At 71.8% G+C, this 21,592-nt stretch carries 21 protein-coding genes; 11 read left to right on the forward strand and 10 right to left on the reverse strand.

Annotation, left to right across the window (positions count from 1 at the left end):
• Positions 1-3: 3 nt before the first annotated feature.
• The 5 genes from VKG64_02215 to VKG64_02235 all read left to right on the forward strand — a co-directional run bounded on the left by VKG64_02215 (position 4) and on the right by VKG64_02235 (position 5,728).
• Entirely contained in the window at positions 4-2,250 is a 2,247-nt protein-coding gene (locus VKG64_02215; protein ID HKB23842.1) for a molybdopterin cofactor-binding domain-containing protein, read from the forward strand.
• Between the two features lie 803 nt (positions 2,251-3,053).
• Positions 3,054-4,448 carry a 3-isopropylmalate dehydratase large subunit gene (leuC, locus tag VKG64_02220; protein HKB23843.1) on the forward strand — a complete coding sequence of 465 codons (1,395 nt, stop codon included), beginning with the start codon at positions 3,054-3,056 and terminating at the stop codon, positions 4,446-4,448.
• 1 nt (position 4,449) lies between these two features.
• Positions 4,450-5,079, forward strand: a complete 630-nt coding sequence (gene leuD / locus VKG64_02225) for a 3-isopropylmalate dehydratase small subunit (protein HKB23844.1) — start codon at positions 4,450-4,452, stop codon at positions 5,077-5,079.
• The gene (locus VKG64_02230; GenBank protein ID HKB23845.1) at positions 5,076-5,510 is read left to right on the forward strand and encodes a nuclear transport factor 2 family protein; all 435 of its coding nucleotides are present in this window, start codon (positions 5,076-5,078) and stop codon (positions 5,508-5,510) included. The genes leuD and VKG64_02230 overlap by 4 nt, the downstream gene beginning before the upstream one ends.
• On the forward strand, positions 5,507-5,728 hold the full coding sequence (locus tag VKG64_02235; protein ID HKB23846.1) for a DinB family protein: 222 nt from the start codon (positions 5,507-5,509) through the stop codon (positions 5,726-5,728). Before VKG64_02230 ends, VKG64_02235 begins: the two co-directional genes overlap by 4 nt.
• Here VKG64_02235 and VKG64_02240 read toward each other — a convergent pair.
• The 5 genes from VKG64_02240 to VKG64_02260 are packed head-to-tail and all read right to left on the reverse strand — an operon-like array spanning position 5,725 to position 9,824.
• Positions 5,725-6,441, reverse strand: a complete 717-nt coding sequence (locus VKG64_02240; protein ID HKB23847.1) for a sulfite exporter TauE/SafE family protein — start codon at positions 6,439-6,441, stop codon at positions 5,725-5,727. The two genes, VKG64_02235 and VKG64_02240, sit on opposite strands and share 4 nt — an antisense overlap.
• A gap of 18 nt (positions 6,442-6,459) precedes the next feature.
• Complete coding sequence (locus tag VKG64_02245) at positions 6,460-7,473, reverse strand: alcohol dehydrogenase catalytic domain-containing protein (GenBank protein HKB23848.1); 1,014 nt, start codon at positions 7,471-7,473, stop codon at positions 6,460-6,462.
• Positions 7,474-7,476: 3 nt separating this feature from the next.
• Positions 7,477-7,749 (reverse strand): hypothetical protein, encoded by a 273-nt coding sequence (locus VKG64_02250; protein ID HKB23849.1) that lies wholly within the window; start codon positions 7,747-7,749, stop codon positions 7,477-7,479.
• Between the two features lie 18 nt (positions 7,750-7,767).
• Positions 7,768-8,742: an LLM class flavin-dependent oxidoreductase gene (locus VKG64_02255; protein ID HKB23850.1), complete on the reverse strand. Its 975-nt coding sequence runs from the start codon at positions 8,740-8,742 to the stop codon at positions 7,768-7,770.
• Complete coding sequence (locus VKG64_02260; protein HKB23851.1) at positions 8,739-9,824, reverse strand: uroporphyrinogen decarboxylase family protein; 1,086 nt, start codon at positions 9,822-9,824, stop codon at positions 8,739-8,741. Before VKG64_02260 ends, VKG64_02255 begins: the two co-directional genes overlap by 4 nt.
• 82 nt (positions 9,825-9,906) lie before the next feature.
• Here VKG64_02260 and VKG64_02265 point away from each other — a divergent pair, with 82 nt between their 5' ends.
• The 5 genes from VKG64_02265 (at position 9,907) to VKG64_02285 (ending at position 13,175) form a co-directional block, all read left to right on the forward strand.
• Complete coding sequence (locus tag VKG64_02265; protein HKB23852.1) at positions 9,907-10,578, forward strand: dienelactone hydrolase family protein; 672 nt, start codon at positions 9,907-9,909, stop codon at positions 10,576-10,578.
• Positions 10,579-10,589: 11 nt separating this feature from the next.
• Positions 10,590-11,018 carry a large conductance mechanosensitive channel protein MscL gene (gene mscL / locus VKG64_02270; protein HKB23853.1) on the forward strand — a complete coding sequence of 143 codons (429 nt, stop codon included), beginning with the start codon at positions 10,590-10,592 and terminating at the stop codon, positions 11,016-11,018.
• A gap of 167 nt (positions 11,019-11,185) precedes the next feature.
• Positions 11,186-11,356, forward strand: coding sequence for a hypothetical protein (locus tag VKG64_02275; GenBank protein HKB23854.1), 171 nt, complete (start codon positions 11,186-11,188; stop codon positions 11,354-11,356).
• Between the two features lie 81 nt (positions 11,357-11,437).
• Positions 11,438-12,271: a hypothetical protein gene (locus VKG64_02280; GenBank protein HKB23855.1), complete on the forward strand. Its 834-nt coding sequence runs from the start codon at positions 11,438-11,440 to the stop codon at positions 12,269-12,271.
• Between the two features lie 25 nt (positions 12,272-12,296).
• On the forward strand, positions 12,297-13,175 hold the full coding sequence (locus VKG64_02285) for an alpha/beta hydrolase (protein HKB23856.1): 879 nt from the start codon (positions 12,297-12,299) through the stop codon (positions 13,173-13,175).
• Position 13,176: 1 nt separating this feature from the next.
• On the opposite strand, the gene VKG64_02290 is transcribed toward VKG64_02285, so the two are convergent.
• The 4 genes from VKG64_02290 to VKG64_02305 form a co-directional block, all read right to left on the reverse strand.
• The gene (locus VKG64_02290; protein HKB23857.1) at positions 13,177-13,974 is read right to left on the reverse strand and encodes a methyltransferase domain-containing protein; all 798 of its coding nucleotides are present in this window, start codon (positions 13,972-13,974) and stop codon (positions 13,177-13,179) included.
• Complete coding sequence (locus VKG64_02295; GenBank protein HKB23858.1) at positions 13,971-15,449, reverse strand: hypothetical protein; 1,479 nt, start codon at positions 15,447-15,449, stop codon at positions 13,971-13,973. The genes VKG64_02290 and VKG64_02295 overlap by 4 nt, the downstream gene beginning before the upstream one ends.
• Positions 15,422-16,741, reverse strand: coding sequence for a response regulator (locus tag VKG64_02300; GenBank protein HKB23859.1), 1,320 nt, complete (start codon positions 16,739-16,741; stop codon positions 15,422-15,424). Before VKG64_02300 ends, VKG64_02295 begins: the two co-directional genes overlap by 28 nt.
• A gap of 66 nt (positions 16,742-16,807) precedes the next feature.
• Positions 16,808-17,944 (reverse strand): amidohydrolase family protein, encoded by a 1,137-nt coding sequence (locus tag VKG64_02305; GenBank protein HKB23860.1) that lies wholly within the window; start codon positions 17,942-17,944, stop codon positions 16,808-16,810.
• A 303-nt stretch (positions 17,945-18,247) separates the two neighbouring features.
• Here VKG64_02305 and VKG64_02310 point away from each other — a divergent pair, with 303 nt between their 5' ends.
• Positions 18,248-19,471 (forward strand): MFS transporter, encoded by a 1,224-nt coding sequence (locus VKG64_02310; protein HKB23861.1) that lies wholly within the window; start codon positions 18,248-18,250, stop codon positions 19,469-19,471.
• Here VKG64_02310 and VKG64_02315 read toward each other — a convergent pair.
• Positions 19,468-21,378, reverse strand: a complete 1,911-nt coding sequence (locus VKG64_02315; GenBank protein ID HKB23862.1) for a propionyl-CoA synthetase — start codon at positions 21,376-21,378, stop codon at positions 19,468-19,470. The genes VKG64_02310 and VKG64_02315 overlap by 4 nt on opposite strands.
• Positions 21,379-21,592: the final 214 nt, after the last annotated feature.

The raw sequence follows: 21,592 nt of genomic DNA on the forward strand, positions 1-21,592 counted from the left end.
CGCGTGAGGGAACGCGCTAGCATGGGTGGGGCACTCTCCCGGCGTGAGCTCCTGAAGGCCGGAGGGGCGCTCGTCGTCTCCCTCGCTCTCGACCCCCTGGCGCCGCGAGCCGGCGCCGCGGCCGCGCCGGACGCCGATCGCCTGTTGGGTAAGCCGCTCGCGAGCGACGCCGTCGACGCCTTCCTCTCGGTGAACGCCGACGGCACCGTCACGGTGTTCTCGGGCAAGGTCGATCTGGGCACGGGGGCGCGCATCGCCTGGCGGCAGATGGCGGCCGAGGAGCTCGACGTGCCGGTCGACGCGATCGAGCTGATCGAGGGCGACACCGCGCTCACGCCCGACCAGGGATCGACAGCCGGCAGCCAGGGGATCACGCGCGGCGGCGTCGAGATCCGGCGGGCCGCCGCGACCGCCCGCCAGGCGCTCGTGCGACGGGCGTCCGAGCGGCTCGGGCATCCCGTCGAGGCGCTGGAGGTGGTCGACGGAGTCGTGCGCCCGCGGGCGGGCGGCCCGGGCGTCGGCTACGCCGACCTCGTCGGCGGGCAGCGCTTCGAGCTGAAGGTCGACGCGAAGGCGCCGATCAAGAAGCCGGCGGAGTACCGCTTCGTCGGCAAGCCGCTCCCGCGCCCCGACGTTCCCGCAAAGGTCACGGGCCGCCATCGCTACGTGCACGACCTGACGCTGCCGGGGATGCTCCACGCGCGGGTCGTCCGGCCCCCGGCCGTGCGCGCCACGCTCGAGACCGTGGACGAGGGGTCGATCGCGTCGATCCCCGGCGCGCGCGTGGTGCGGATCGAGAGCTTCCTGGCCGTCGTCGCCGAGTCGGAGTGGAGCGCGGTCCGCGCGGCGCGCCGGCTCAAGGCCACGTGGTCGACCACGCCGACGCTCCCCGCGCAGGCGGCGCTCTTCGACGAGCTGCGACGCGGGCCCTTCGTGCGCGAGGAGACCACGGTCAACCGGGGGGACGCCGGCGAGGGGTTCGGCCGCGGGCGGCGCGCGCTCGCCGCGACGTACGAGTGGCCGATGCAGACGCACGGCTCGATGGGGCCGTCGTGCGCGGTCGCCGACGTGAAGCCGGATCGCGCGACCATCTGGACCGCGTCCCAGGCGACGCACCGGTTCCAGGGCGCGTACGCGCGCATCCTGGGGCTGCCGCGCGACCGGGTGCGCCTGATCTATCTCGACGGCGCGGGCTGCTACGGGATGAACGGCCACGACGACGCCGCGTGCGACGCCGCGCTGCTCTCCAAGACCCTCGGCCGCCCCGTCCGCGTGCAGTGGAGCCGGGAGGACGAGCACGGCTGGGACCCGAAGGGCCCGCCGCAGCTCCTCGATATCCGCGGCGCGCTCGACGCGCAGGGCGAGGTGGTCGCGTGGCAGACGGATGCGTGGCTGCCGCTCGCCACGGCGGGCCTTCCCAACATCCCGCTGCTGGCCCCGCAGGCGGCTGGCATCGAGCAGCCGCTCGGGCTGTCGGCGGGGCTGATCTTCCAGAACATCGATCCGCCGTACGACTTCCCGAACGTCCGCGGCGTCGTGCACTGGCTCCGTGACGCGCCGCTTCGGCCGTCGAACGTCCGGGCGCCCGGGAAGCCCGCCAACAGCTTCGCCGTCGAGTCGTTCGTCGACGAGCTGGCCGCGGCGTCCGGGCAGGACGCGCTCGCGTTCCGCCTGACGCATCTCGCGCGTCCGCGTGGCGTCGAAGTCCTCAAGCGCGTCGGGGCGCGCATGGCCTGGACCGCGCGGCCGTCACCGCGCCGCGTGGATGCGGGCGCGCGCGTCCTCACGGGCCGCGGCGTCGCCTACGTCCATTACAAGCACGCCGAGAACCACGTGGCGATCGGCATGGAGGTGGCGGTGGAGCCGGCGACGGGCCGGGTGCGCGTCACGCGCATCGTGTGCGCGCACGACTGCGGCCTGATGATCAACCCCGACTGCGTGCGGAGCCAGATCGAGGGCTGCATCCTCCAGACGCTCAGCCGCACGCTGTTCGAGGAAGTCACGTTCGACCGGCTCCGGGTGACCAGCGTGGACTGGGCACGCTACCCGATCCTCACGTTCCCCGACGTGCCGGCGCTCGAGATCGAGCTCGTCGAGCGTCCGGACGACCCGCCCACCGGCGCCGGCGAGGCGTCGTGCACGCCGGTGCCCGCGGCCCTGGCGAACGCGATCTTCGACGCGACCGGCGCGCGGCTGCGGAGCGTGCCGCTCACGCCGGCCAAGCTGAAAGCGGCGCTCGCGCGCGCCTGATCGGCGGACGACGGCTCATAGGGCAGGCTGGGTCTGCCGGAGGTCAGACCCAGCTAAACAGGGTCGATGCTTGCTCGATCGTGGACTACTCTCAGTTGACTCGGCCCGGGGCAATCGGCGGCGCCTGGGACACTAGCGACTGCAGGATTAGGGGGGCGGAGGCGCCGATGTTGACGGCCAACAACGGAGTCATTGTGACGCCTGAGCCGAGGTAAATCGCCACCAATGCGCCACCGGACAGGATCATTGCTAGGGTGATGGCCCAGTACCATACGGAGAGCATCCAAAGCGGTCGAGCGTCTCGAGGTAGATAGCGCAGCTTGGATAAACTGAAGACTTCAGCGAAAAGGCCTCCTAATACACCAAGCCAGAAGCCATCCGACGTGGCCATTCTGAGCCGACTCCTAGGTGCTCTTCGTGATGAACGCTCGAGTGGTACGGTACCACTCCCGAAGACTGCTTCCTTTTGAGACAAGCGTGTACAAGGCCCTGCCTTCCGAATCCGGCACTGGCGACCGTCGAATGAATTCGGGGTAGCGTTCCACTATGTCCTTCACAGTCGATTCGGCAATCCCCGTGGCCTTCGAGAGACCAGGGAGCGTCCTAAAATCCCATTGCGGGTCAGCCAGCGCTTCAAAAACTTTGCGCTCAATCGGATCCGTTATCCGGTCTCGCCATGATGAGCTCATGTCCCTCAGCCTCCCCCGCCGGCTTCATTGTAGTCGGCAGACCAGATAAGGATGTACTATCCGCTGACTAGCGGCGCAACTGTCGACTTATTGATACTCTTCCGGGAGAGGCTGATGGCCACGCCCCGCACGATGTTCGAGAAGATCTGGTCCCGCCACGTCGTGGCGGAGGGGCCGGGCGGGCACGTCCTCCTCTACGTCGACCGCCACCTCCTGCACGAGGGCTCGACGAGTGCCTTCGCGCGGCTCGCGAAGACGGGGCGGCGCGTCCGGCGGCCGGACCTCTCCTTCGCGACGGCGGACCACTACGTCCTCACGTCGGGCGAGGTCGCGACCGACCCCGAGATCCGCGACATGGTCGAGGCGCTCGGCCGGCAGACGGCGCAGCAGGGGATCGCCTACTTCGGCGTGGGCGACGCGCGCCGCGGGATCGTGCACATCATCGGGCCGGAGCAGGGGCTGACGCTGCCCGGCATCACGATCGTCTGCGGCGACTCCCACACGGCGACGCACGGCGCCTTCGGAGCGCTCGCGTTCGGGATCGGCTCGACCGAGGTCGAGCACGTGATGGCCACGCAGACGCTCTGGCAGAAGAAGCCGAGGGTCATGCGCGTCACCGTGAACGGGCCGCTCGAGCTCGGCGTCACCGCCAAGGACGTGATTCTGGCGATCATCGCGAAGATCGGCGCCGGCGGCGGCGTGGGGCACGCCATCGAGTACGCGGGCTCGACGATCCGCGCCATGTCCATGGACGAGCGCATGACGGTCTGCAACATGTCGATCGAGGCGGGCGCGCGCGCCGGCATGGTGGCGCCCGACGAGACGACGTTCGACTACCTCGACCGCCGGCCCTTCGCGCCCAGGGGCGACGCCTGGACGAAGGCGCTCGCCTACTGGAAGACGGTGCCGAGCGAGCCGGGCGCCGTGTTCGACCGCGAGGTGGAGCTCGCCGCGAGGGAGATCGCGCCGACCGTCACGTGGGGGACGAGCCCGCAGGACGCGCTGCCGATCACCGGGCGCGTGCCCGATCCGGCCGGCGCCGCCGACGCCCCGCGCCGCGAGAGCCTGGCGCGCGCGCTCGCGTACATGGGGCTCGTCCCGGGCGCGCCGCTCACCGACGTGAAGGTGGACCGCGTGTTTATCGGCTCCTGCACGAACGGCCGGCTCGAGGACCTGCGCGCGGCGGCGCGCGTCGTGAAGGGGCGGCGCGCGGTCGTGCCGGCGTGGGTCGTGCCGGGCTCGGGGCTCGTCAAGCGCGCGGCCGAGGCGGAAGGGCTCGATCGCGTCTTCGTCGAGGCCGGCTTCGAGTGGCGCGAGGCGGGCTGCTCGATGTGCGTGGGCATGAACGGCGAGACCGCGCGCGAGGGCGAGCGCGTGGCCTCGACCTCCAACCGGAACTTCGAGGGGCGCCAGGGCAAGGGCGCGCGCACCCACCTCATGTCGCCCGCGATGGCCGCGGCGGCGGCGGTGACGGGCCGCCTCACCGACGTCAGGACGCTGCGGAGCTGAGATGCAGCCCTTCACGCGCGTCCGCGCCGTCGCCGCGCCGATCGACCTCCCGAACGTCGACACCGACCGCATCATTCCCGCGCGCTTCCTCCGGAAGGGGAGGGGCGCGCCGGGCTACGAGCGCTTCCTCTTCCACGACGTGCGCTTCAACGCCGACGGCTCCGAGAAGCCCGACTTCGTGCTGAACCAGCCGCCCTACCGGGACGCGAAGATCCTCGTGACGGCGGAGAACTTCGGTTGCGGCTCCTCGCGCGAGATGGCCGTCTGGGCGCTCGAGGCGTGCGGCGTCCGCGCGGTGATCGCGCCGAGCCTCGGCGACATCTTCCACCAGAACTGCTTCAAGAACGGGCTGCTGCCGGTGATCCTGCCCGCGGAGACCGTCGCCAACCTGAGGCGCCAGCTCCACGAGCGCGCGGGCGCGACGATCGCCGCGGACCTCGGCGCCCAGACGGTCACCGGCCCCGACGGCGTGACCTACCGGTTCGAGATCGACCCGTTCCGCAAGCAGATGCTGCTGACCGGCCAGGACGAGATCGCGCTGACCCTCTCCTACGAGCGCACCGTCGCCGTCTTCGAGGGCCGGCAGCGGACCGAGATGCCCTGGCTCACGACGAGGGGAGCGGGAGGATGAGCGTCGTGCGCGATTTCGAGAAGGCGTTCAACCGGCGGGACGTGGACGCGCTCGTCGCGTGCTTCGCGCCCGACGGGACCTACGTGGACACCTTCTTCGGCCCCCACGCGGGCCACGCCGCGCTCCGTGCGATGTTCGAGCGCATGTTCCGTGAGGGCCGCGAGTACGCGTGGACGTTCGAGACCGTCGTCGAGGACGGCCGGGGCGCGGCGGCCGAATGGAGCTTCGCCTATGTCGTCACCGACGCGGTGCCCCGGAGCGCGGGGCGCCGGGTCCGCTTCCGCGGCATGAGCGTCTTCGAGCTGGCCGGCGGCCGGATCGCCGCCTACCGCGAGTACTTCGACGAGGGGCAGGCGCTGCTGCAGCTCGGCTTCGCCCCGGAGTCGCTGGCGAAGGTGCTGCGCCGCAAACTGGAGGCGCACGGACGGTGACCCTCCCGCACGCGGAGCGGCAGACGCTCATCGAGCAGTATGCCGCGGGCCCGGCGCGCCTGCGCGCGGCGCTTGCCACGGTGCCCGCCGAGGCGGTGAAGTGGCGCCCGGCGCCGAAGGAGTGGTCGGTCCACGAGATCGTCTGCCACTGCGCCGACTCGGAGACGAACGGTCGCGGACGTGGCCTCGGACGCGCGCTCCGGGCGATCGTGCTCTAGCCGCGTACGAGCAGCACCGCGCCCGAGACGAAGATCAGCGCGAAGACGACCCGCCGGAAGCCCACCGGATCGATCCGGTCGAAGAGCGCCATCCCCGCCCCCACGCCGACGAGGGCCGGCACCGCGTAGACGGCCGCGAGGCGCCAGACCTCGCGCGTGAGAAGTCCCGCCCACCAGTAGCCGGCGAGGATCACCGCCTGATTCACGACGAAGAAGGCCTGGAGGTTCGCCTTGATCGCCCGCGGGCTCCAGCCCTGCGTCGTCGCGTAGAGGACGACGGGCGGGCCCGGCGTGCCGACCGCGCCGCCGATCACCCCGGCGAGGATGCCGGCGCCGAGCCCCCAGCGGCGGCCCTCGAGCCTCTCCGGGAAGAGGCCGCGCCACTCGAGGAGGACGGCGACCACGAGCATCCCGCCGATCAGCCGGTTGAGCACGCCGCCGGACACGCTCGCGAGCACCCAGACGCCGAGCGGCGTGCCCGCGACCGTGCCGAGCACGAGGTCGCCGACGCGCACGGCCGTGAAGTCGCGGCGCACCGGGACGAAGATCGCGAGCGCGAAGACGGCTGCGTAGAGGGTCATGAGGACGATGGCGTCCACGGGCGACATGACGTAGGGGAGGAACGCGAGGGAGACGAGCGCGATCCCGAAGCCGGCGAGCCCCATGACGAAGCTCGCGCCGGTGACGATCAGGGCGCCCAGCGCCCAGGTCACGCCCGCAGTCGGCACGGCTCAGGCGGTGAGGTCGACGAGCACCTTCATCACGGGTCCGCCCGCGAGCGCCTGCTCCATCCCGCGCTGCAGGTCCTCGAGGCGGATCTTCGTGCTCACGAGCGGGGCGACGGCGACCGCGCCCGAGGCGGCGAGGCGGATCGCCTCCTCCCAGTCCGCACGGGCGTAGAGCCGGCTGCCGTGCATGTGGAGCTCGCGCGCGAACATCTGGTAGAGGTTCACGGGGATCGGCTCGGCGTGGATCGCGACGATGCTGACCGTGCCCCAGACCCGCACGACGTCGGTGACGAGGCGCGCGGCGGCCGGGTTGCCCGTGACCTCGAACGCCACGTCCACGCCGACCCCGCCGGTCCAGTCGCGCGTGAAGCGCAGGACGTCGATGTCGGGGCCGACCGTCTCGAGGCCGTACGCCTCGAGGATGTCGATCCTGAACGGGTTCACCTCCGCCACGGCGACCCGCGCGCCGCGCCGGCGGGCCACGAGGGCGATGAGCGCGCCGATCGGCCCGCCGCCGAAGACGAGGACGCTGTCGCCCGGCTTGACCTGGGCGCGCGCCACATCGTGGCACGCGACCGCGAGCGGCTCGATCATCGCCGCGTGGTCGTCGGCGAGCGTCGCCGGCACCTTCAGCAGCCGCGCGGCCGGGGCGGTGCAGTACTCGCGCATGCCGCCCGGCAGCTCCACGCCGATGATCTTGAGCGCGTAGCAGAGATAGGTCGCGCCCATCCGGCAGGCGCGGCACGTCCCGCAGAACGCGAGCGGCTCGAAGACGACCCGGTCGCCGGCCGCGAAGCCGCTCGCCGCGGGCGCCGCGACGACCTCGGCGAAGGTCTCGTGGCCGATGACACCGCCCTTCGGCACGCGGTGGTCGAGGTGGCCCTGGAAGATGTGGAGGTCGGTGCCGCAGATGCCGACGCGCCGCACCTTCAGGAGCGCCTCGTCCGGCCCGGGCCTGGGCTCCGGCACCTCGCCGGTCGTGAACGTCCGCGACCCCTGATAGAAGGCGGCGCGCACCTGCTAGTCGACCTTCGCGTAGTCCTTCGAGGTCATGCAGCGGTCGAAGGCGCTCGCCTGGCGGACCTCCTGCACCGCGAGCCGCAACACGTCCAGGAGGCCGCCCAACACGAGGTCGAGCCCGGGCCCGATCCGGAACGCGTCGTGAGCGCACGCGTACTCGTCCGCCGTCACCTGCGGCGCGAACGTGTCGCGCTTCTTCCAGCTTGCCGCGCCGAGGTCGAGCGTGCACCCCGCGAGGAGGACCGCGACGATCAGCACGAGGAGGATTTTCATGGCGGGTATTCTAGCGCGCTAACGGAGCGCGTCGAGGGCGAAGTCGAGCTGCCCGGGCTCGAGGTTCGGCGGCAGGAGGAGGATCGGGAGGGACGCGCCGGCCGCGTGCCAGCGCGCGAGCCGCGCGCGCGCCTCCGCGGGCGTCCCGTACACCGTGAGCTCCTCCAGCAGCACCTCGGCCTCCGGCGGGACCACCGCCGAGCCCCGGGTCGGGTTCGCGGCCTGGACCGCGGCGACCTCCTTCGCGAAGCCGAGCCGCGCGATCGTCCCGGGATAGAAGGGGCCCATCGAGGTCAGGTAGAAGACGAGAAACCACGCGGCCCCCTTGCGCGCTTCGCCGGCGTCGGGGGCGACGACGGTCGGGACCGACGGCGCGATCCGCGGCAGGTCCGCGCGCCCGGCGCGGGCCGCGCCCTCCTTCAGGAGCGCCGCGCCGTCGCCCAGCCGCGAGCGCGGGTAGAGGAACGGGACCCAGCCGTCGGCGACCTCGCCCGCGAGCCGCACCGTCGCGTCGGCGAGCCCGGCGAGGTAGATCGGCACCTCGGGTGCCGGCGGGAGATTCAGCCTGAGCGGGCGCGCGTCCTTCGCCGTCTCGAGCGGGACCCGCTCGCCCCGCAGGAGCGCCTTCACCTGCGTGACGACGCTCCGCATCTTCCGCACCGGCGGCGTGAAGGGCACGTCGTGGAGCCCCTCGGTGAGCTGCTTCGTCGAGGCGCCGAGGCCGAGGGTGAAGCGGCCCCGCGACACGTCGTGGAGCGTCGCCGCCGCCATCGCGATCTGCCCCGGGCTCCGGCTCCAGATGGAGAGGACGCCCGTGCCGAGGCCGACGCGCTCCGTGCGCACCGCGGCCTCGGCGAGCAGCACCGTGGTGTCGTGCGCCCAGGTCTCGGGGAGGAAGAAGCCGTCGTAGCCGCGCCGGTCGGCGCCGACGGCGAGGTGCAGGAGCGTCTCGCGGCGGTTCTCCAGCGGCATGAGCGAGACCGCGACGCTCACGACCCGAGGATCCGCTCCCAGCGCCCGTACTCGCGCGCCGCGTCCATGAACCACTTCACGCAGTCGGGGTTGGCGCGCGGCGGGAGCTCGCAGGAGGTGGAGAGGACGAAGCGCGAGCGGCGGCCGACCGTGTCGATGCAGCGGCGCACCTCCGCCTCGATCTCGGCCCGCGTCGCCCGCTCGAAGATCGTCACGTCCACGTTGCCGACGGCGACGACGCCCCGCTGGTTGCCGAGCGTCACGAGCTTGTCGAGCTGGTCCACCCGGAGCCTGGGGTCGGCCTGCTGGTCGAGGTCGATCGTGATCGCCACGAAGCCCACGTCCACGAGGTCCTCGTGGATCTGGTGGGTCGTGCCGCAGATGTGGATCGTCGTGCCGACCTTCTTCGCCTTGAAGTACTCCACCAGCTCCTTGTGGTAGGGCTTGATGAACTCGCGGTACGTGTCAGGACCGACGAGGGAGCACGAGGCCGTCGGGTCGGTGTAGCTGAGACCGATCCGCGTCGTGAGCACCGCGTCGCCCCAGCGCTTGGCGTACTCGGTCGAGAAGCGCATGAGCTCGTGGACGAACGCCGGGTCGTCGATCGTATCGAGGCACATGATCTCGGGGTTCCGCAGCAGCATCGCGATCGTCCAGGGGCCGACGAGCACGGCGCCGAGCGGGCTCGGGAGCTTCGCCGCCGAGAGCGCCTCGCACTGCTCGAGGAACGCCGGCAGCCGGCCGTCCTTCCGCGGGTCGGGGATCTCGAGCCGGGCGAGCCGGCCCTTGTCGTCCTGGAGCACGTGCCGGTCGATCGAGGGGACGACGTAGTCGGAGTACTTCACGCGGCAGCCGAGCGCCTCGGCCTCCTTGGCGAGGTCGTTGAAGGCGATCATGATGTCGGGCTCGTAGCGCTCGTAGTAGTCGAGCATCGCCTTCGCGGCCTTCTTCGGATTCGTGCAGTACTCCTCGATCGAGAGACCGTCGAGGCAGCCGGCGAACGAGCCCGCGATCGGGTAGGCGGGCACGCGATCGGCATAGCCGCCCTTGTACGCCGCGCCGACACGCTCGCGGGGCGTGTAGGTCTTCGCTTCCGGGTCCATCGTGCGACCTCCTTGCATGCCGCCGAGTCTTGCGTATCTTAGCTCCACGCGTCCCCGAACGACACCCGAGAGGAGGCCCCCCATGGGCACCATGGTCACGCTCACCGCCGAGGACGGATTCCAGCTCGCCGCCTACCGCGCCAACCCCCGGGGCAAGCCCCGCGGGGGCCTCGTCGTCATCCAGGAGATCTTCGGCGTCAACACCCACATCAAGAGGGTCACGGACGGCTTCGCCGCGGACGGCTACGTGGCGCTGGCGCCGGCCATCTTCGACCGGGCCGAGCCCGGCTTCTCGGTCGGCTACAAGACCGAGGACATCGAGCTCGGGCGGGCCGTACGCGCGAAGATCCCGATCGACGACTGCGTCAAGGACGTGCGCGCCGCGGTGAAGGCGCTTCGCGCCGAAGGCCTCACGGTCGGCGTCGTGGGCTACTGCTTCGGGGGCACGCTCGCGTGGCTCGCCGCCACGCGGATCGACGGCGTCGCCTGCGCGATCGGTTACTACGGCGGCGGCATCGCCGACACCGCGCAGGAGCGGCCGAAGTGCCCGGTCCTCCTCCACTTCGGCGAGACCGATCAGTCCATCCCGACGGAGCACCATCAGCGGATCCGGGCGGCCCATCCGACGGTCCCGATGCACATCTACCCGGCGGGCCACGGGTTCAACTGCGACGAGCGCGGGAGCTACCACGAGCCGAGCGCGACGCTCGCGCGGAGCCGCACGCTCGACGTCCTGCAGCGGCACGTCGGCTGAGAGACGGCGACATGCCGAACGAGTTCAAGACCTTCATCCTGCGCGGCAACGTCGTCGACCTCGCCGTCGGCGTCGTGATCGGCGCGAGCTTCGGCGCCATCGTGACGTCGCTCGTCAACGATCTGCTCATGCCCCCGATCGGGCTCCTGCTCGGCCGGGTGGACTTCTCCAGCCTGTTCGTGACCCTGGGCCGCCAGTCGTTCCCCTCGCTCGCCGCGGCCAAGGCCGCGGGCGCGCCGACCCTCAACTACGGCCTCTTCCTCAACGCGGTCATCAACTTCCTGATCGTCGCGGGCGCGGTCTTCCTGGTGGTCAAGCAGGTCAACCACCTGTTCCCGAAGCCGGTGACGACGACGAAGGAGTGCCGCCACTGCGCCATGACCATTCCGCTGAAGGCGCGGCGGTGCCCGCACTGCACGGGTGAGCTCGCGGCCGCGTAGGCGTCGGATGTCGGGCGCCGGGCGGCGGCCCGGCGCCCCGTATCTGCCCGACGGTCGGGCGTTCTGCCGCCGTGCCGGGGGCGGGTGGCGCCGGTAAATCACTGATTTCGCTCGAGCGTAAGTCTGGCATCCCTCCTGCCATCCGTTGCGCGCAGGAGGGCAAAGCGATGTGGACCGAGCTCGCGACCATCGTGTTCGTGCTGGGGCTCCCGATCCTGCTCCTGACCGAAGAGATCGCCCGCCTCCTGCCGGTCCGGGCCAAGGTGGAGCGGAGGCTCCCGAGCCGTCGGCCAGCGCGCGCGACGGCGTCGAACCGTCGGGCCGAGCGCGCCGCCTGACGCCACGGGCGGGCCACGCGTATGAGCCCCGCCTGGGGCATAATGGCCGCGCCCTCCGGTGAAAGGAGCGCGGTCCTGCACGTGACCTACGAGGACGGCGACGGCCGCGTCGTCGTTCTGGACTCCCTCACCCATGTGGACGCGCGCGTCACCCCGCGCGACGTCGTCGTCGCCGGCTCGTTCGCCGGCGCGCCCGCCTTCGGCTGGGCACTCGAGCGCGGCGTGCGCGGTCTCGTCGCCCACGAGGCGGGCGTCGGCCGCGACGGCGCCGGCATCTCGGGGCTCCTGCTCGCCGATCGCCTCGGGATCCCGGCGGCGGCCGTCGCCGCGCAGTCGGCGCGGCTCGGCGACGGCAAGAACGTTCACGACGACGGTGTGGTGACCTATCTGAACCAGGCGGCGCGTGCGCTCGGCGTGAACGCGGGCGACGCCGCGTGGCGCGCGGCGCGCGCGATGCTGAAGGCGCCGCCGGGCGTCGCCTCCACCCAGACGCTCGTGGACCGGCAGCCCCGCGTCGTCATCGAGTCGCCGACGGGCCGGGTCGTGCTGCTCGCCTCGATGGGCTTCGCCACGCTCGAGCACCGACACGACGTCCTCTGCGCCGGCTCCCACGCCGGCCGCGTGAACGTGCAGCACCTGCTCCACGTCCGGCCGCGCGGCGCCGTCTTCAACGACGGCGGCCTCGCGCGCGACCGCTCGGGCGTCGGCGGCCTGCCCCTGCTGGACGCGGTGGGCGTCGCCGCCGCGGCGGTCAGCTCGGTGAGCGCGCGCATCGGCGATCCCGCGAGCACGTGGGAGGACGGCGTCATCTCGTTCGTCAACGCCACCGCGCGGCGCCTGGGCGTGGGGCCCGGCCAGCGCGCCAGCGCGGCCGCGCTGCTGATCCTCGAGCGCGCCGGCGCCCGGAGGGGGTAAGCTTCCGGGCGGAGGTGCGTGAGCGATGCCCAAGGCCGGCGTCGGCGGCGTGAGCCTCTATTACGAGGAAGTCGGGCAGGGGACGCCCCTCGTCTTCGTCCACGAGTTCGCGGGCGACTGCTGGAGCTGGCGACCCCAGGTCCAGTTCTTCTCGCGCCGCTACCGCACGATCGCCTTCAACGCGCGCGGCTATCCGCCCTCCGACGTGCCGCTCGACGTGAAGGCCTACTCGCAGCAGCAGGCCGCCGACGACATCAAGGGCGTCCTCGATCACCTGGGGATCCGGCAGGCCCACGTGTGCGGCCTCTCGATGGGCGGCTACGCGACGCTCCACTTCGGCCTCTCCTACCCCGAGCGCGCGCTCTCGCTCGTCGTCGCCGGCGCCGGCTACGGGAGCGACGCCCACGTCAAGCACCAGGCCGACCTCGACGTGGTCGTGCGCCGGCTCGAGACGGAGGGCATGGAGCGCGTCGCCGACTTCTACGGCCGCGGCCCCACGCGCGTGCAGTTCATCGAGAAGGACCCCGTGGGCTGGCAGGAGTTCCGCGACCGCCTCGCGGCGGGCTCGGCGCCGGGCCACGCCCTCACGCTCCGCGGCGTGCAGATGCTGCGCCCGTCCATCTTCGACCTCGGCGACCGGATGGCGAAGCTCCCCGTGCCGACGCTCGTCATGACGGGCGACGAGGACGAGCCCTGCCTCGAGCCCGGGATCTACATGAAGCGGAAGATCATGACGTCGGGCCTCGTCGTGTTCCCGAAGTCCGGCCACGCGATCAACCTGGAGGAGCCCGACCTCTTCAACCGCCTCGTGCTCGACTTCCTCACGGCGGTGGAGGCGGGGCGCTGGCCGCGGCGGCGCGCGGACTCGATGACGGGCTCGGCGATCCTGCCGAAGACGACCTAGCCTACTTCTTCCCCGACGCGACCAGCGCGTCGGTCGGCATCTCGAGCCCGCCGCGGGACGCGAACCGCTCGAGCCGCGCGCGGACCGCGTCTCGCACGGCGCGCCGCGCGTCCTCGGCGAGCTCGCGCAGCATCAGGCCGAAGCGGATCCCGCCCGACGCGACCTGATCCCAATAGGCGTCGAACGAGTCGAAGACGAAGCTCCGCGTCTCCGTGGTCACGCCCACGTCCCGGAACCCGGCCTCCCCCAGCAGGCGCTCGAGCCGGCCGGGCTCGCCCAGGCTCGTGCCACGAAGAATCTCGTCGCGGCGGTCCGGGAAGCGTTCGAGGAGTGCCCACGCCAGCGCGCCACCCCACGGGACCCGGTCGGCGGTGGACCAGACGACCGCCGCGAAGCCGCCGCCGGGGCGGAGCACGCGCCGCGCCTCGCGGAGTCCCGCGAGCGGGTCGGGGAAGAACATGAGGCCGAGCTGGCAGATGACCGCGTCGAAGGCCTCGGCCCGGCACGCGAGGGCCTGGCCGTCCATCGCGGCGAGGCGGATCGGCCGCGCGCCGACCTTCGCGAGGGCGCCGCGCAGCATCGGCAGCGAGAGATCGGCGCCGACGAGGCGACCCCGGGGACCGAGAGCGTCGGCGGCCATCAGCGCCGACTCGCCCGTGCCCGTCGCCAGATCGAGGACGCGCTGGCCGGGCTCGAGCCTCGCCGCGCGCAGGAGCGCCGGCACGTAGAGACGCGTCCAGCGCCCCATGAAGCCGTCGTAGGCGGCGGCGACCTTGTCGAACGTGATCTGGGCGCTCACGGCGTCGGCGGCCCGCCGGTGATCTGCTGCTTGACCTTGCATGCCTGGGCGACACCGAGGTCGCAGGCGCGCGTGAGGTCGGCGAGCATGTTCTCCCGGTCGCGGAGCCGCGCGTGGTTCCACGCGCGGTTGAGGTAGGCCTCGCCGTTCTTCGGGTCCAGCTCGAGGAGCTTCGTGAGCGCGGCGACACTCTCGGCGTGCCGGCCGAGCTGCGCCTGGGCCCAGGCGAGCCGGCGGTACGCGTCCCCGTTGCGGGCATCGGCCTCGACCTGCGCCGCGTAGATCCTGACGAGCTCGGCGCTGGCGAGCGGACGGATGGTGACGACCCACTCGTGGCCGAGCTGGCCGGCGCGCGTCGTCACCTCGACGGGCTGGCGGGGCTCGAGCCGCTCGTAGAGGCCGGCGCCCACCCGGAGCTCCTCGGTCTCGTCCTCCGGGCGCCAGGACTCGACCGTGACGTAGCGGTCCGTGCCGCTCTTGCCGTGGCTCACGCGCCTGCTCAGGACGACCGTCGTCCTGGCCACGGGGGGCGAGGCGTCGAGCCACCCGTTCGCCCCGACCACGAGGCCGTGCCCGCCCAGCAGCGCGCCGACGAGCGCGACGAGCGACCACGGGAGGAGCTTCCGGTGGGCGCCGGACGTGCCCCAGACGCTCTTCGCCATGAAGAGCACGATCGCCCCGAAGAGGAAGGTGGAGAGCTTCAGCGAGTCGACCCACGCGGCGCTGTCGTTCACGAGGGGGAAGCGCCAGATCGCGTAGAAGAAGAGCCCGACCCCGCCCACGCCGGTGAGGCCGCCGACCACCGCGCAGGCGAGGCCACCGCGCGCGACGGCGCGCTCCACGGGGGGCGGAAGCTCGCCGGCGTGGGCGGCGAGGTTCCGGACCAGCGCCCCGAGGCGCTCCGCGGCCGTCGTCACGGCGGCAGGCGTCGGCGGCCGCCGCAGATCGAGCGCCCACTCGATGCGGAGCACGCCGGCACGCTGCCGGATCCGGTTCGCGCCGAGCCCGAACATCTCGCGGACGGCGGCGCGGCGCCCGGCGTCGTCGAGGAGCTCACGCACGAACGCCGGCGAGTCGCTCTCGATGTAGACCTCGCGGTCGAACGCGGCGTCGCCCGTCTGGATCTCGCGCGCGCGGCCCGTGCCCTTGAAGATGCGGTCGGAGGCGGCCTCACGCGTGAGCGTGAACGCCTCCGGCGAGCCCGTGGCCGCGAGCACCGCCAGGGTCGACGGCGCGCCGCCGGCCTGCGTGTAGAGACAGTGGAACGTCAGCCCCTGCCTGGAGACGGGGAGCGGCTTGCCCGGCTCGAGCGGGCCGAGCTCGCGCGCGAACGCGTCGAGGAAGGCGCGCCGGGCGCGCTCACGCAGCTGCGACCGGAGGACCACGAGGCCCAGCAGCGCGAGGAGACCGGAGATCAGGAACGCATAGAGAAAGCTCTGCTCGCTGATCACGGCCTCGGGGCGCGACGGAGGCACGCGCGGACCCTGGCCGCGAGCTGCGGGATCGAGAACGGCTTGGTCACATAGTCGGTCGCGCCGACGTCGAAGCCCGCGCGCGTGCTCCCCTCATCGATCTTGGAGGTCAGGATCAGGACGGGGACGTAGACGGTCCGCGGATTCGCGCGGAGGACGCGGAGCACCTCCATCCCGCCGAGCTCGGGCATGAGCAGGTCCAGGATGATGAGGTCGGGCATCTCCGCGCCCATCCGCTCCAGCGCCTCGCGCCCGTTGACCGCTTCGCTGAGGACGTAGCCGTCGGGCTCGAGGGCGCGGACCGCCAGGCGGCGGACCATCGCGTCGTCGTCCACGATCAGCACGCGCGCGGCCGGACCGCCGCCGGCGGGTGTCTGCGCGGCGTCCGCGGCGTCGACCTGCCGGGCGCCGCGCGCGTCCACGCTCACCACCCCGCCCTCGTACGCGCAGAAGATCTCGAGCGGGGAGCGGCGCCGCTCGGCCACCGCCCGCGCGCGCCGCTCGATCTCGGCGACGGCGGCGTCGTCGTGGGCCGGGTCGTGGTGGGTCAGCGCGAGACGCTTCACGCCGACGCTGCAGGCCAGGTTCACGACGTACTCGAACGTGCTGTGCCCCCAGTTCTTCTTCGCCGGGTACTCCTCCGGCGTGTACTGCGCGTCGTGGATGACGAGGTCGGCGTCGGCGAGGAACTGCGCGTGGCGGCGGTCGCCGTCGTGCAGGATCGCCTCGAGCGGGCCCGCCGGGACGTCCCGGCGCCAGAGCGAGGCGCCGAACGGCTCGTGGTCGCACGTGTAGACGATCGCGGCGCCGTCGGCCTCGAGCCGGTAGCCGAGGGTCACCGCCGGGTGGTTGAGGTACTGGGCGATGACCCGCGCGCCCCCGAGCTTGTGCGCGCCCTCGCCGAGGTCGTGGTAGGTGAGCGTCGCCGGGAGCTGCGAGAGGTCCACGGGAAAGAACGAGTGCTCCATCTGCTGGGCGAGCGTGTCGTGGAGCGAGCGGCGCCCGCCCTCGGGACCGTAGACCGCGATCGTGTTGTTCGGCGTGAACGCCGGCGCGAAGAAGGGGAAGCCCTGGATGTGGTCCCAGTGCGTGTGGCTGATGAGCATGCTCGCGCTCACGGGGCCGTGCGCGACCAGCGCATCGCCGAGGAGCCGCGCGCCCGTGCCGCAGTCGAACACGAAGACGTGATCCGACTCGGTCCGCACCTCGACGCAGGAGGTGTTCCCGCCGAAGCGGACGGTCTGCGGGCCCGGGGTGGGGACGGAGCCGCGGGTGCCCCAGAACCGGATCTCCATGTCAGCCGAGCCCCTCCAGCGTCGCCCGGCAGAAGTCCTTGCTCGTCGCGGTACCGCCCTGGTCGCTCATCCGTCGAGCCGGTAGACGCGGCGCACGTTCTCCCAGAGCATCTTCCGCTGGATCGCCGGGTCCACGCCGCGGAACTGCTCCTCGATCGCCTTCTGCGAGAAGGGCCAGGTGCCGTCGCGATGCGGGTAGTCCGAGCCCCACATGACATTGTCGGGCGCAATCGCCGCCATGGCGCGCACGCCGTGGAAGTCCTTCTGGAAGGTCGCGTACATCTGGCGCTTGAAGTAGGCGCTCGGCGCCAGCGGGAGCCGGAGGTCGTCGGCCAGGCGCTCCTCGTACGTGTCGTCGAGGCGCTCGAGGATGTAGGGGATCCAGCCGATGCCGCTCTCGCCGAGGACGAGCCGGAGCCGCGGGTGGCGCTCGCAGACGCCCGCGAGGATCACGCTGACGCAGATCTCGTCCATCTGCAGCGGCGCGACGACCGTCCACGAGCCGACGACCGCCGGATGGCGCACGCCCTTCACCTCGTAGCCCACCGTGGCGCCGCCGCCCTCGAAGACGTGGAACGAGACGACGAGCCCCGTCTCCTCCGCGGCCGCCCAGAGGGGCTCCCACATCTCATGCCACACGGGCATCGCGGACCCCCAGGGCACGAACACGGCGCCGCGCAGGCCGAGCGTGGCGCAGTGACGCAGCTCCTCGGCCGCGAGCTTCCCGTCGTGGTTGGGCAGGCAGCCGAGGCCGTAGTAACGGCCGGGCTGGGTCGCGTTGAACCCGGCGATGTACTGGTTGTACGCGTGGTAGACCGCCGCGAGCGTCTCGTGGTCGGCGATGCCGCCGACGCCGAAGAGTCCCCGCGAGATGCCGATGATCCCGTAGATCATCTCGGCCTCGACGCCGTCGCGCGCCTGGTCCTCGCGGCGCTCGACGGGATTCGACGGCCGCGTCTGCTTGCCGGTGGCGAAGCCCGCGTCGGCGAGGATGCGTCCGCGCTTGCCCCCCGTCACGCCCGGGCCATATACCCCGTACGGTCCGAGGGTCGAGTCGCGCGAGACCCACCACTTGCGCCCGTCGCGCTCGACGACGTGCGGCGCGGCGTCGCCCCACGTCCGGTCCATGCGCGACGTGAAGGTGTCGGGCGGCAGGTAGATCAGGTCCATGTGGCTATCGGCCGACATCACTCGAAGCGCCATCGCCGCCTCCTCCCCGGAACCGGTCCGCGCGGCCGGAAGTCCACGGGTGGCAGGAGCGTAGTCCGAGAAGCCCGCGGAACGCAAGCGCGCGACAGAGTGGCAGGAAACCGCCCCCCGCTGTCAGCCTGACTACCGATGATCCGGCGCCGCCGCCCGCGCGTCAGCATCGGGTAAAACCTGCAATTTCGGGGTCCGTGGCCCCGCGGAGACGGGTCGCGCCGAAGGCACACGAGCGCTCTGCGTGCACTCGTCGTGCCGTCGCCGAGGGCGTCCCGTCGCGGGACGCGCCTGTAGAATGGCGCGGTGAGGTTCCCGCACGGGCTGCGCGCGCTGAACCACGGCGAGTACCGTCGGTTCTACGCGGCGCAGCTCGTCGCGACGATCGGCAGCTGGATGCAGACGGTCGCGCAGGCGTGGCTCGTGCTCCAGCTCACCGGCTCGCCCTTCAAGCTCGGCCTCATCGCGACGCTCCAGTTCTCGCCCGTGCTGCTCTTCGCCGTCGTCACGGGCGCCGTCGCCGACCGCCTGCCGAAGCGCCGGCTGCTCGTCGTCACGCAGACGACGCTCGCCTGCCAGGGGCTGATGCTCGGCGCGCTCGCCGCGACGGGCCTCGTCGAGTACTGGCACGTCGCGGTGCTCGGTCTCCTGCTCGGATTCGCCAACGTCTTCGACCAGCCGGCGCGGCAGTCGTACGTGATGGACATGGTCGGCAAGGACGACGTGGCGAGCGCGGTCGCGCTGAACTCCGCCGCCTTCAACGCCGCGCGCATCGTGGGCCCGGCGGTGGCGGGCGTCGTCATCGGCCGCTTCGGCGTCGTGCCCGCCTTCTTCGTGAACAGCGCGGGCCTCCTCGGGGTGATCGTCACGCTGCTCCGCCTCGAGTCGCCCGGGCTGCCCACGACCGCCGCGCGCGCCTCGATGCTCGCGGAGATCGGCGAGGGCCTGCGCTACGCGCGGCGGACGCCCCGCCTCGTGCTCGCGCTCGCCCTCGTGCTGATCGTGAGCCTCTGCGTCTTCAACTTCAGCGTCTACGTGCCGCTCCTGGCGCGGACGGTCCTCGGCCTCGGCGCCGAGGGGTTCGGCTTCCTCATGGCCGCGCTCGGCGTCGGCGCCGTCACCGGCGCACTGAGCGTGGGGATGCTCGGCTCGCGCGAGCCGGGGCTCGTCCAGCTGTTCGCCTCGGCGATGGTCGCCTTCGCGGCGCTCCTCGGCCTCGCGGCGACGCGGCACGTCTGGATGGCGGTGCCGCTCCTGTTCGTCACCGGCTACTGCGGCATCGTGCTGATGGCGAGCTGTAACACGTCGATGCAGCTCCGCGCGCCGGACGCGCTGCGCGGGCGCGTCATGAGCCTCTACACGTGGGTGTCGGGCGGCGTGTTCCCGATCGGCGCGTTCCTGGTCGGCACGATCTCGCAGTGGTGGGGCGTCTCGGCCGCGTTCCTCTGCAACGGCGTGCTCGGCCTCGCGGTGCTCGCCGCGATCATGCTCTGGTGGCGGCTGCGCCGCGACCGGGGCGATCCGCGCTAGCGTTTCGTCGCGTACCCCTTCTGCTGGAGCGCCTCCGTGATCTCGCCGAGGATCGCCGGGTCGTCAATCGTCGCCGGCATCGTGTACGCCTGGCTGTCGGCGATCCGCTTCATCGTGCCGCGCAGGATCTTGCCCGAGCGCGTCTTCGGCAGGCGCTCGACGACCAGCGCCGTCCGGAAACTGGCGACCGGGCCGATGCGCTGACGCACCAGCGCAACAGCCTCTGCCGCGATCGCGTCGGCCGGCCGGTTGACCCCGGCCTTCAGCACCAAGAGGCCGAGCGGCACCTGCCCCTTCAGCGCATCGGCGACCCCCATCACGGCGCATTCGGCGACGTCGGGATGGGCCGCCAATACCTCCTCCATGCCGCCGGTCGACAGCCGGTGGCCGGCGACATTGATGATGTCGTCGGTGCGGGTCATCACATGGATGTAGCCGTCCCGGTCGATCAGGCCGGCATCGGCAGTCTGGTAATAGCCGGGATAGGCGCTGAGGTATGATTCGACAAATCGCTCGTCCTGCTGCCACAACGTCGGCAAGGCGCCGGGCGGCAACGGCAGTTTGATCGAGAGGGCGCCGATCTCGCCCGGCTTCATCTCCCGCGCCTCCCCGACCGCATCGGCTTCCAACACGCGCACATCCCAGCCCGGCACGGCGCGGGTGCACGAGCCATGCTTGACCGGCAGGTGTTCGATGCCGAGGCAGTTGGCGCCGATCGGCCAGCCGGTCTCGGTCTGCCACCAATGGTCGATCACCGGCACCTTGAGTTGCTCTTCCGCCCAGGCGACGGTCGGCGGATCGGCGCGCTCGCCGGCGAGGAACAATGCCCGGAACCGGCTGAGGTCGTATTTCCGGATCAACAGGCCGTCCGGATCCTGCTGCCTGACGGCGCGGAACGCCGTCGGCGCGGTGAACAGCACGCGGACATCGTGCTCGGCGATGACCCGCCAGAGCGCACCGGCATCGGGAGTGCCGACCGGCTTTCCCTCATACATGACCGAGGTGCAGCCATAGATCAGCGGTGCGTAGACCGTATAGGAATGGCCGACCGCCCAGCCGATGTCCGAGGCGGCCCAGTATGCCTCGTCGGGCTCGACGGCGTAGACGTGGCGCATCGACCAATGGAGCGCGACGGCGTGGCCGCCATTGTCGCGCACGACGCCTTTCGGGATGCCGGTCGTGCCCGAGGTGTAGAGGATGTAGAGCGGATCGGTGGCCAGCAACGGCACGCAATCGGCCGAGCGCGCCGCCGCCTCCAGCTCGTGCCAGTCATGGTCGCGCCCGGCGACCAGCTCGGCCTGGCACATCGGCCGCTGCAGCACGACGCAGGCCGTCGGCTTCGAGCGCGCCTCGGCGATCGCCGCGTCGAGCAGCGGCTTATAGGGGATGACCCGGTTGACCTCGATCCCGCACGAGGCCGAGAGGATGACCCGAGGCGTCGCATCGTCGATGCGGGTCGCCAGCTCATGTGCCGCAAAGCCGCCGAACACGACGGAATGCACCGCGCCGATCCGTGCGCAGGCGAGCATCCCGATAGCCGCCTCGGGCACCATCGGCATGTAGACCAGGACGCGGTCGCCGGTCTTGACGCCGAGCCCGGAGAGTACGCCGGCAAACCGCGCCACCCGGTCGCGCAATTCGCGATAGGTGAAGCGCTCGATCTGCCCGGTCACCGGGCTGTCCCAGATCAGCGCGAGCCGCTCGCCGCGGCCGGCCACGACGTGGCGGTCGAGCGCGTTCCAGCAGGTGTTGAGCCGCGCTCCCGAAAACCAGCGGTAAAACGGCGGTCGGCTGTCGTCGAGCACCCGGTCCCAACGCCGCTCCCAATCGATCGCCTCGGCCATCTCGGCCCAGAATGCCTCGGGCTCGGCCAGCGAGCGGCGGTAGGTCTCGGCATAGCCCGTCATGGCGCCCCTCACCAATTTGCCGACGATACTCCGCCGACAGCCCGGTCTTGCCAAGCGGCTCGACACTCCCTGCCATCTCGGCGGAGAATATGTGCCAAAGACGCGGCGATCGGAGGCACGGGGAGGTGATCCATGAGCACGGTCGAGCAAGGGAAACCGATCGTTCATTTTGTCGGCAGCATTCCGTTGCCCGATGCCGAAACGGTGTTCCGCA

The organism is Candidatus Methylomirabilota bacterium (assembly GCA_035260325.1).
Taxonomy (GTDB): domain Bacteria; phylum Methylomirabilota; class Methylomirabilia; order Rokubacteriales; family CSP1-6; genus AR19.

Coding starts and splice junctions, on each gene's coding strand:
- VKG64_02315 (HKB23862.1), bottom strand. CDS start 21,378: ATGACGGGCTATGCCGAGACCTACCGCCGCTCGCTGGCCGAGCCCGAG.
- VKG64_02260 (HKB23851.1), bottom strand. CDS start 9,824: ATGGACCCGGAAGCGAAGACCTACACGCCCCGCGAGCGTGTCGGCGCG.
- mscL (HKB23853.1), top strand. CDS start 10,590: ATGCCGAACGAGTTCAAGACCTTCATCCTGCGCGGCAACGTCGTCGAC.
- leuC (HKB23843.1), top strand. CDS start 3,054: ATGGCCACGCCCCGCACGATGTTCGAGAAGATCTGGTCCCGCCACGTC.
- VKG64_02265 (HKB23852.1), top strand. CDS start 9,907: ATGGGCACCATGGTCACGCTCACCGCCGAGGACGGATTCCAGCTCGCC.
- VKG64_02275 (HKB23854.1), top strand. CDS start 11,186: ATGTGGACCGAGCTCGCGACCATCGTGTTCGTGCTGGGGCTCCCGATC.
- leuD (HKB23844.1), top strand. CDS start 4,450: ATGCAGCCCTTCACGCGCGTCCGCGCCGTCGCCGCGCCGATCGACCTC.
- VKG64_02300 (HKB23859.1), bottom strand. CDS start 16,741: ATGGAGATCCGGTTCTGGGGCACCCGCGGCTCCGTCCCCACCCCGGGC.
- VKG64_02250 (HKB23849.1), bottom strand. CDS start 7,749: ATGAAAATCCTCCTCGTGCTGATCGTCGCGGTCCTCCTCGCGGGGTGC.
- VKG64_02285 (HKB23856.1), top strand. CDS start 12,297: ATGCCCAAGGCCGGCGTCGGCGGCGTGAGCCTCTATTACGAGGAAGTC.
- VKG64_02230 (HKB23845.1), top strand. CDS start 5,076: ATGAGCGTCGTGCGCGATTTCGAGAAGGCGTTCAACCGGCGGGACGTG.
- VKG64_02305 (HKB23860.1), bottom strand. CDS start 17,944: ATGGCGCTTCGAGTGATGTCGGCCGATAGCCACATGGACCTGATCTAC.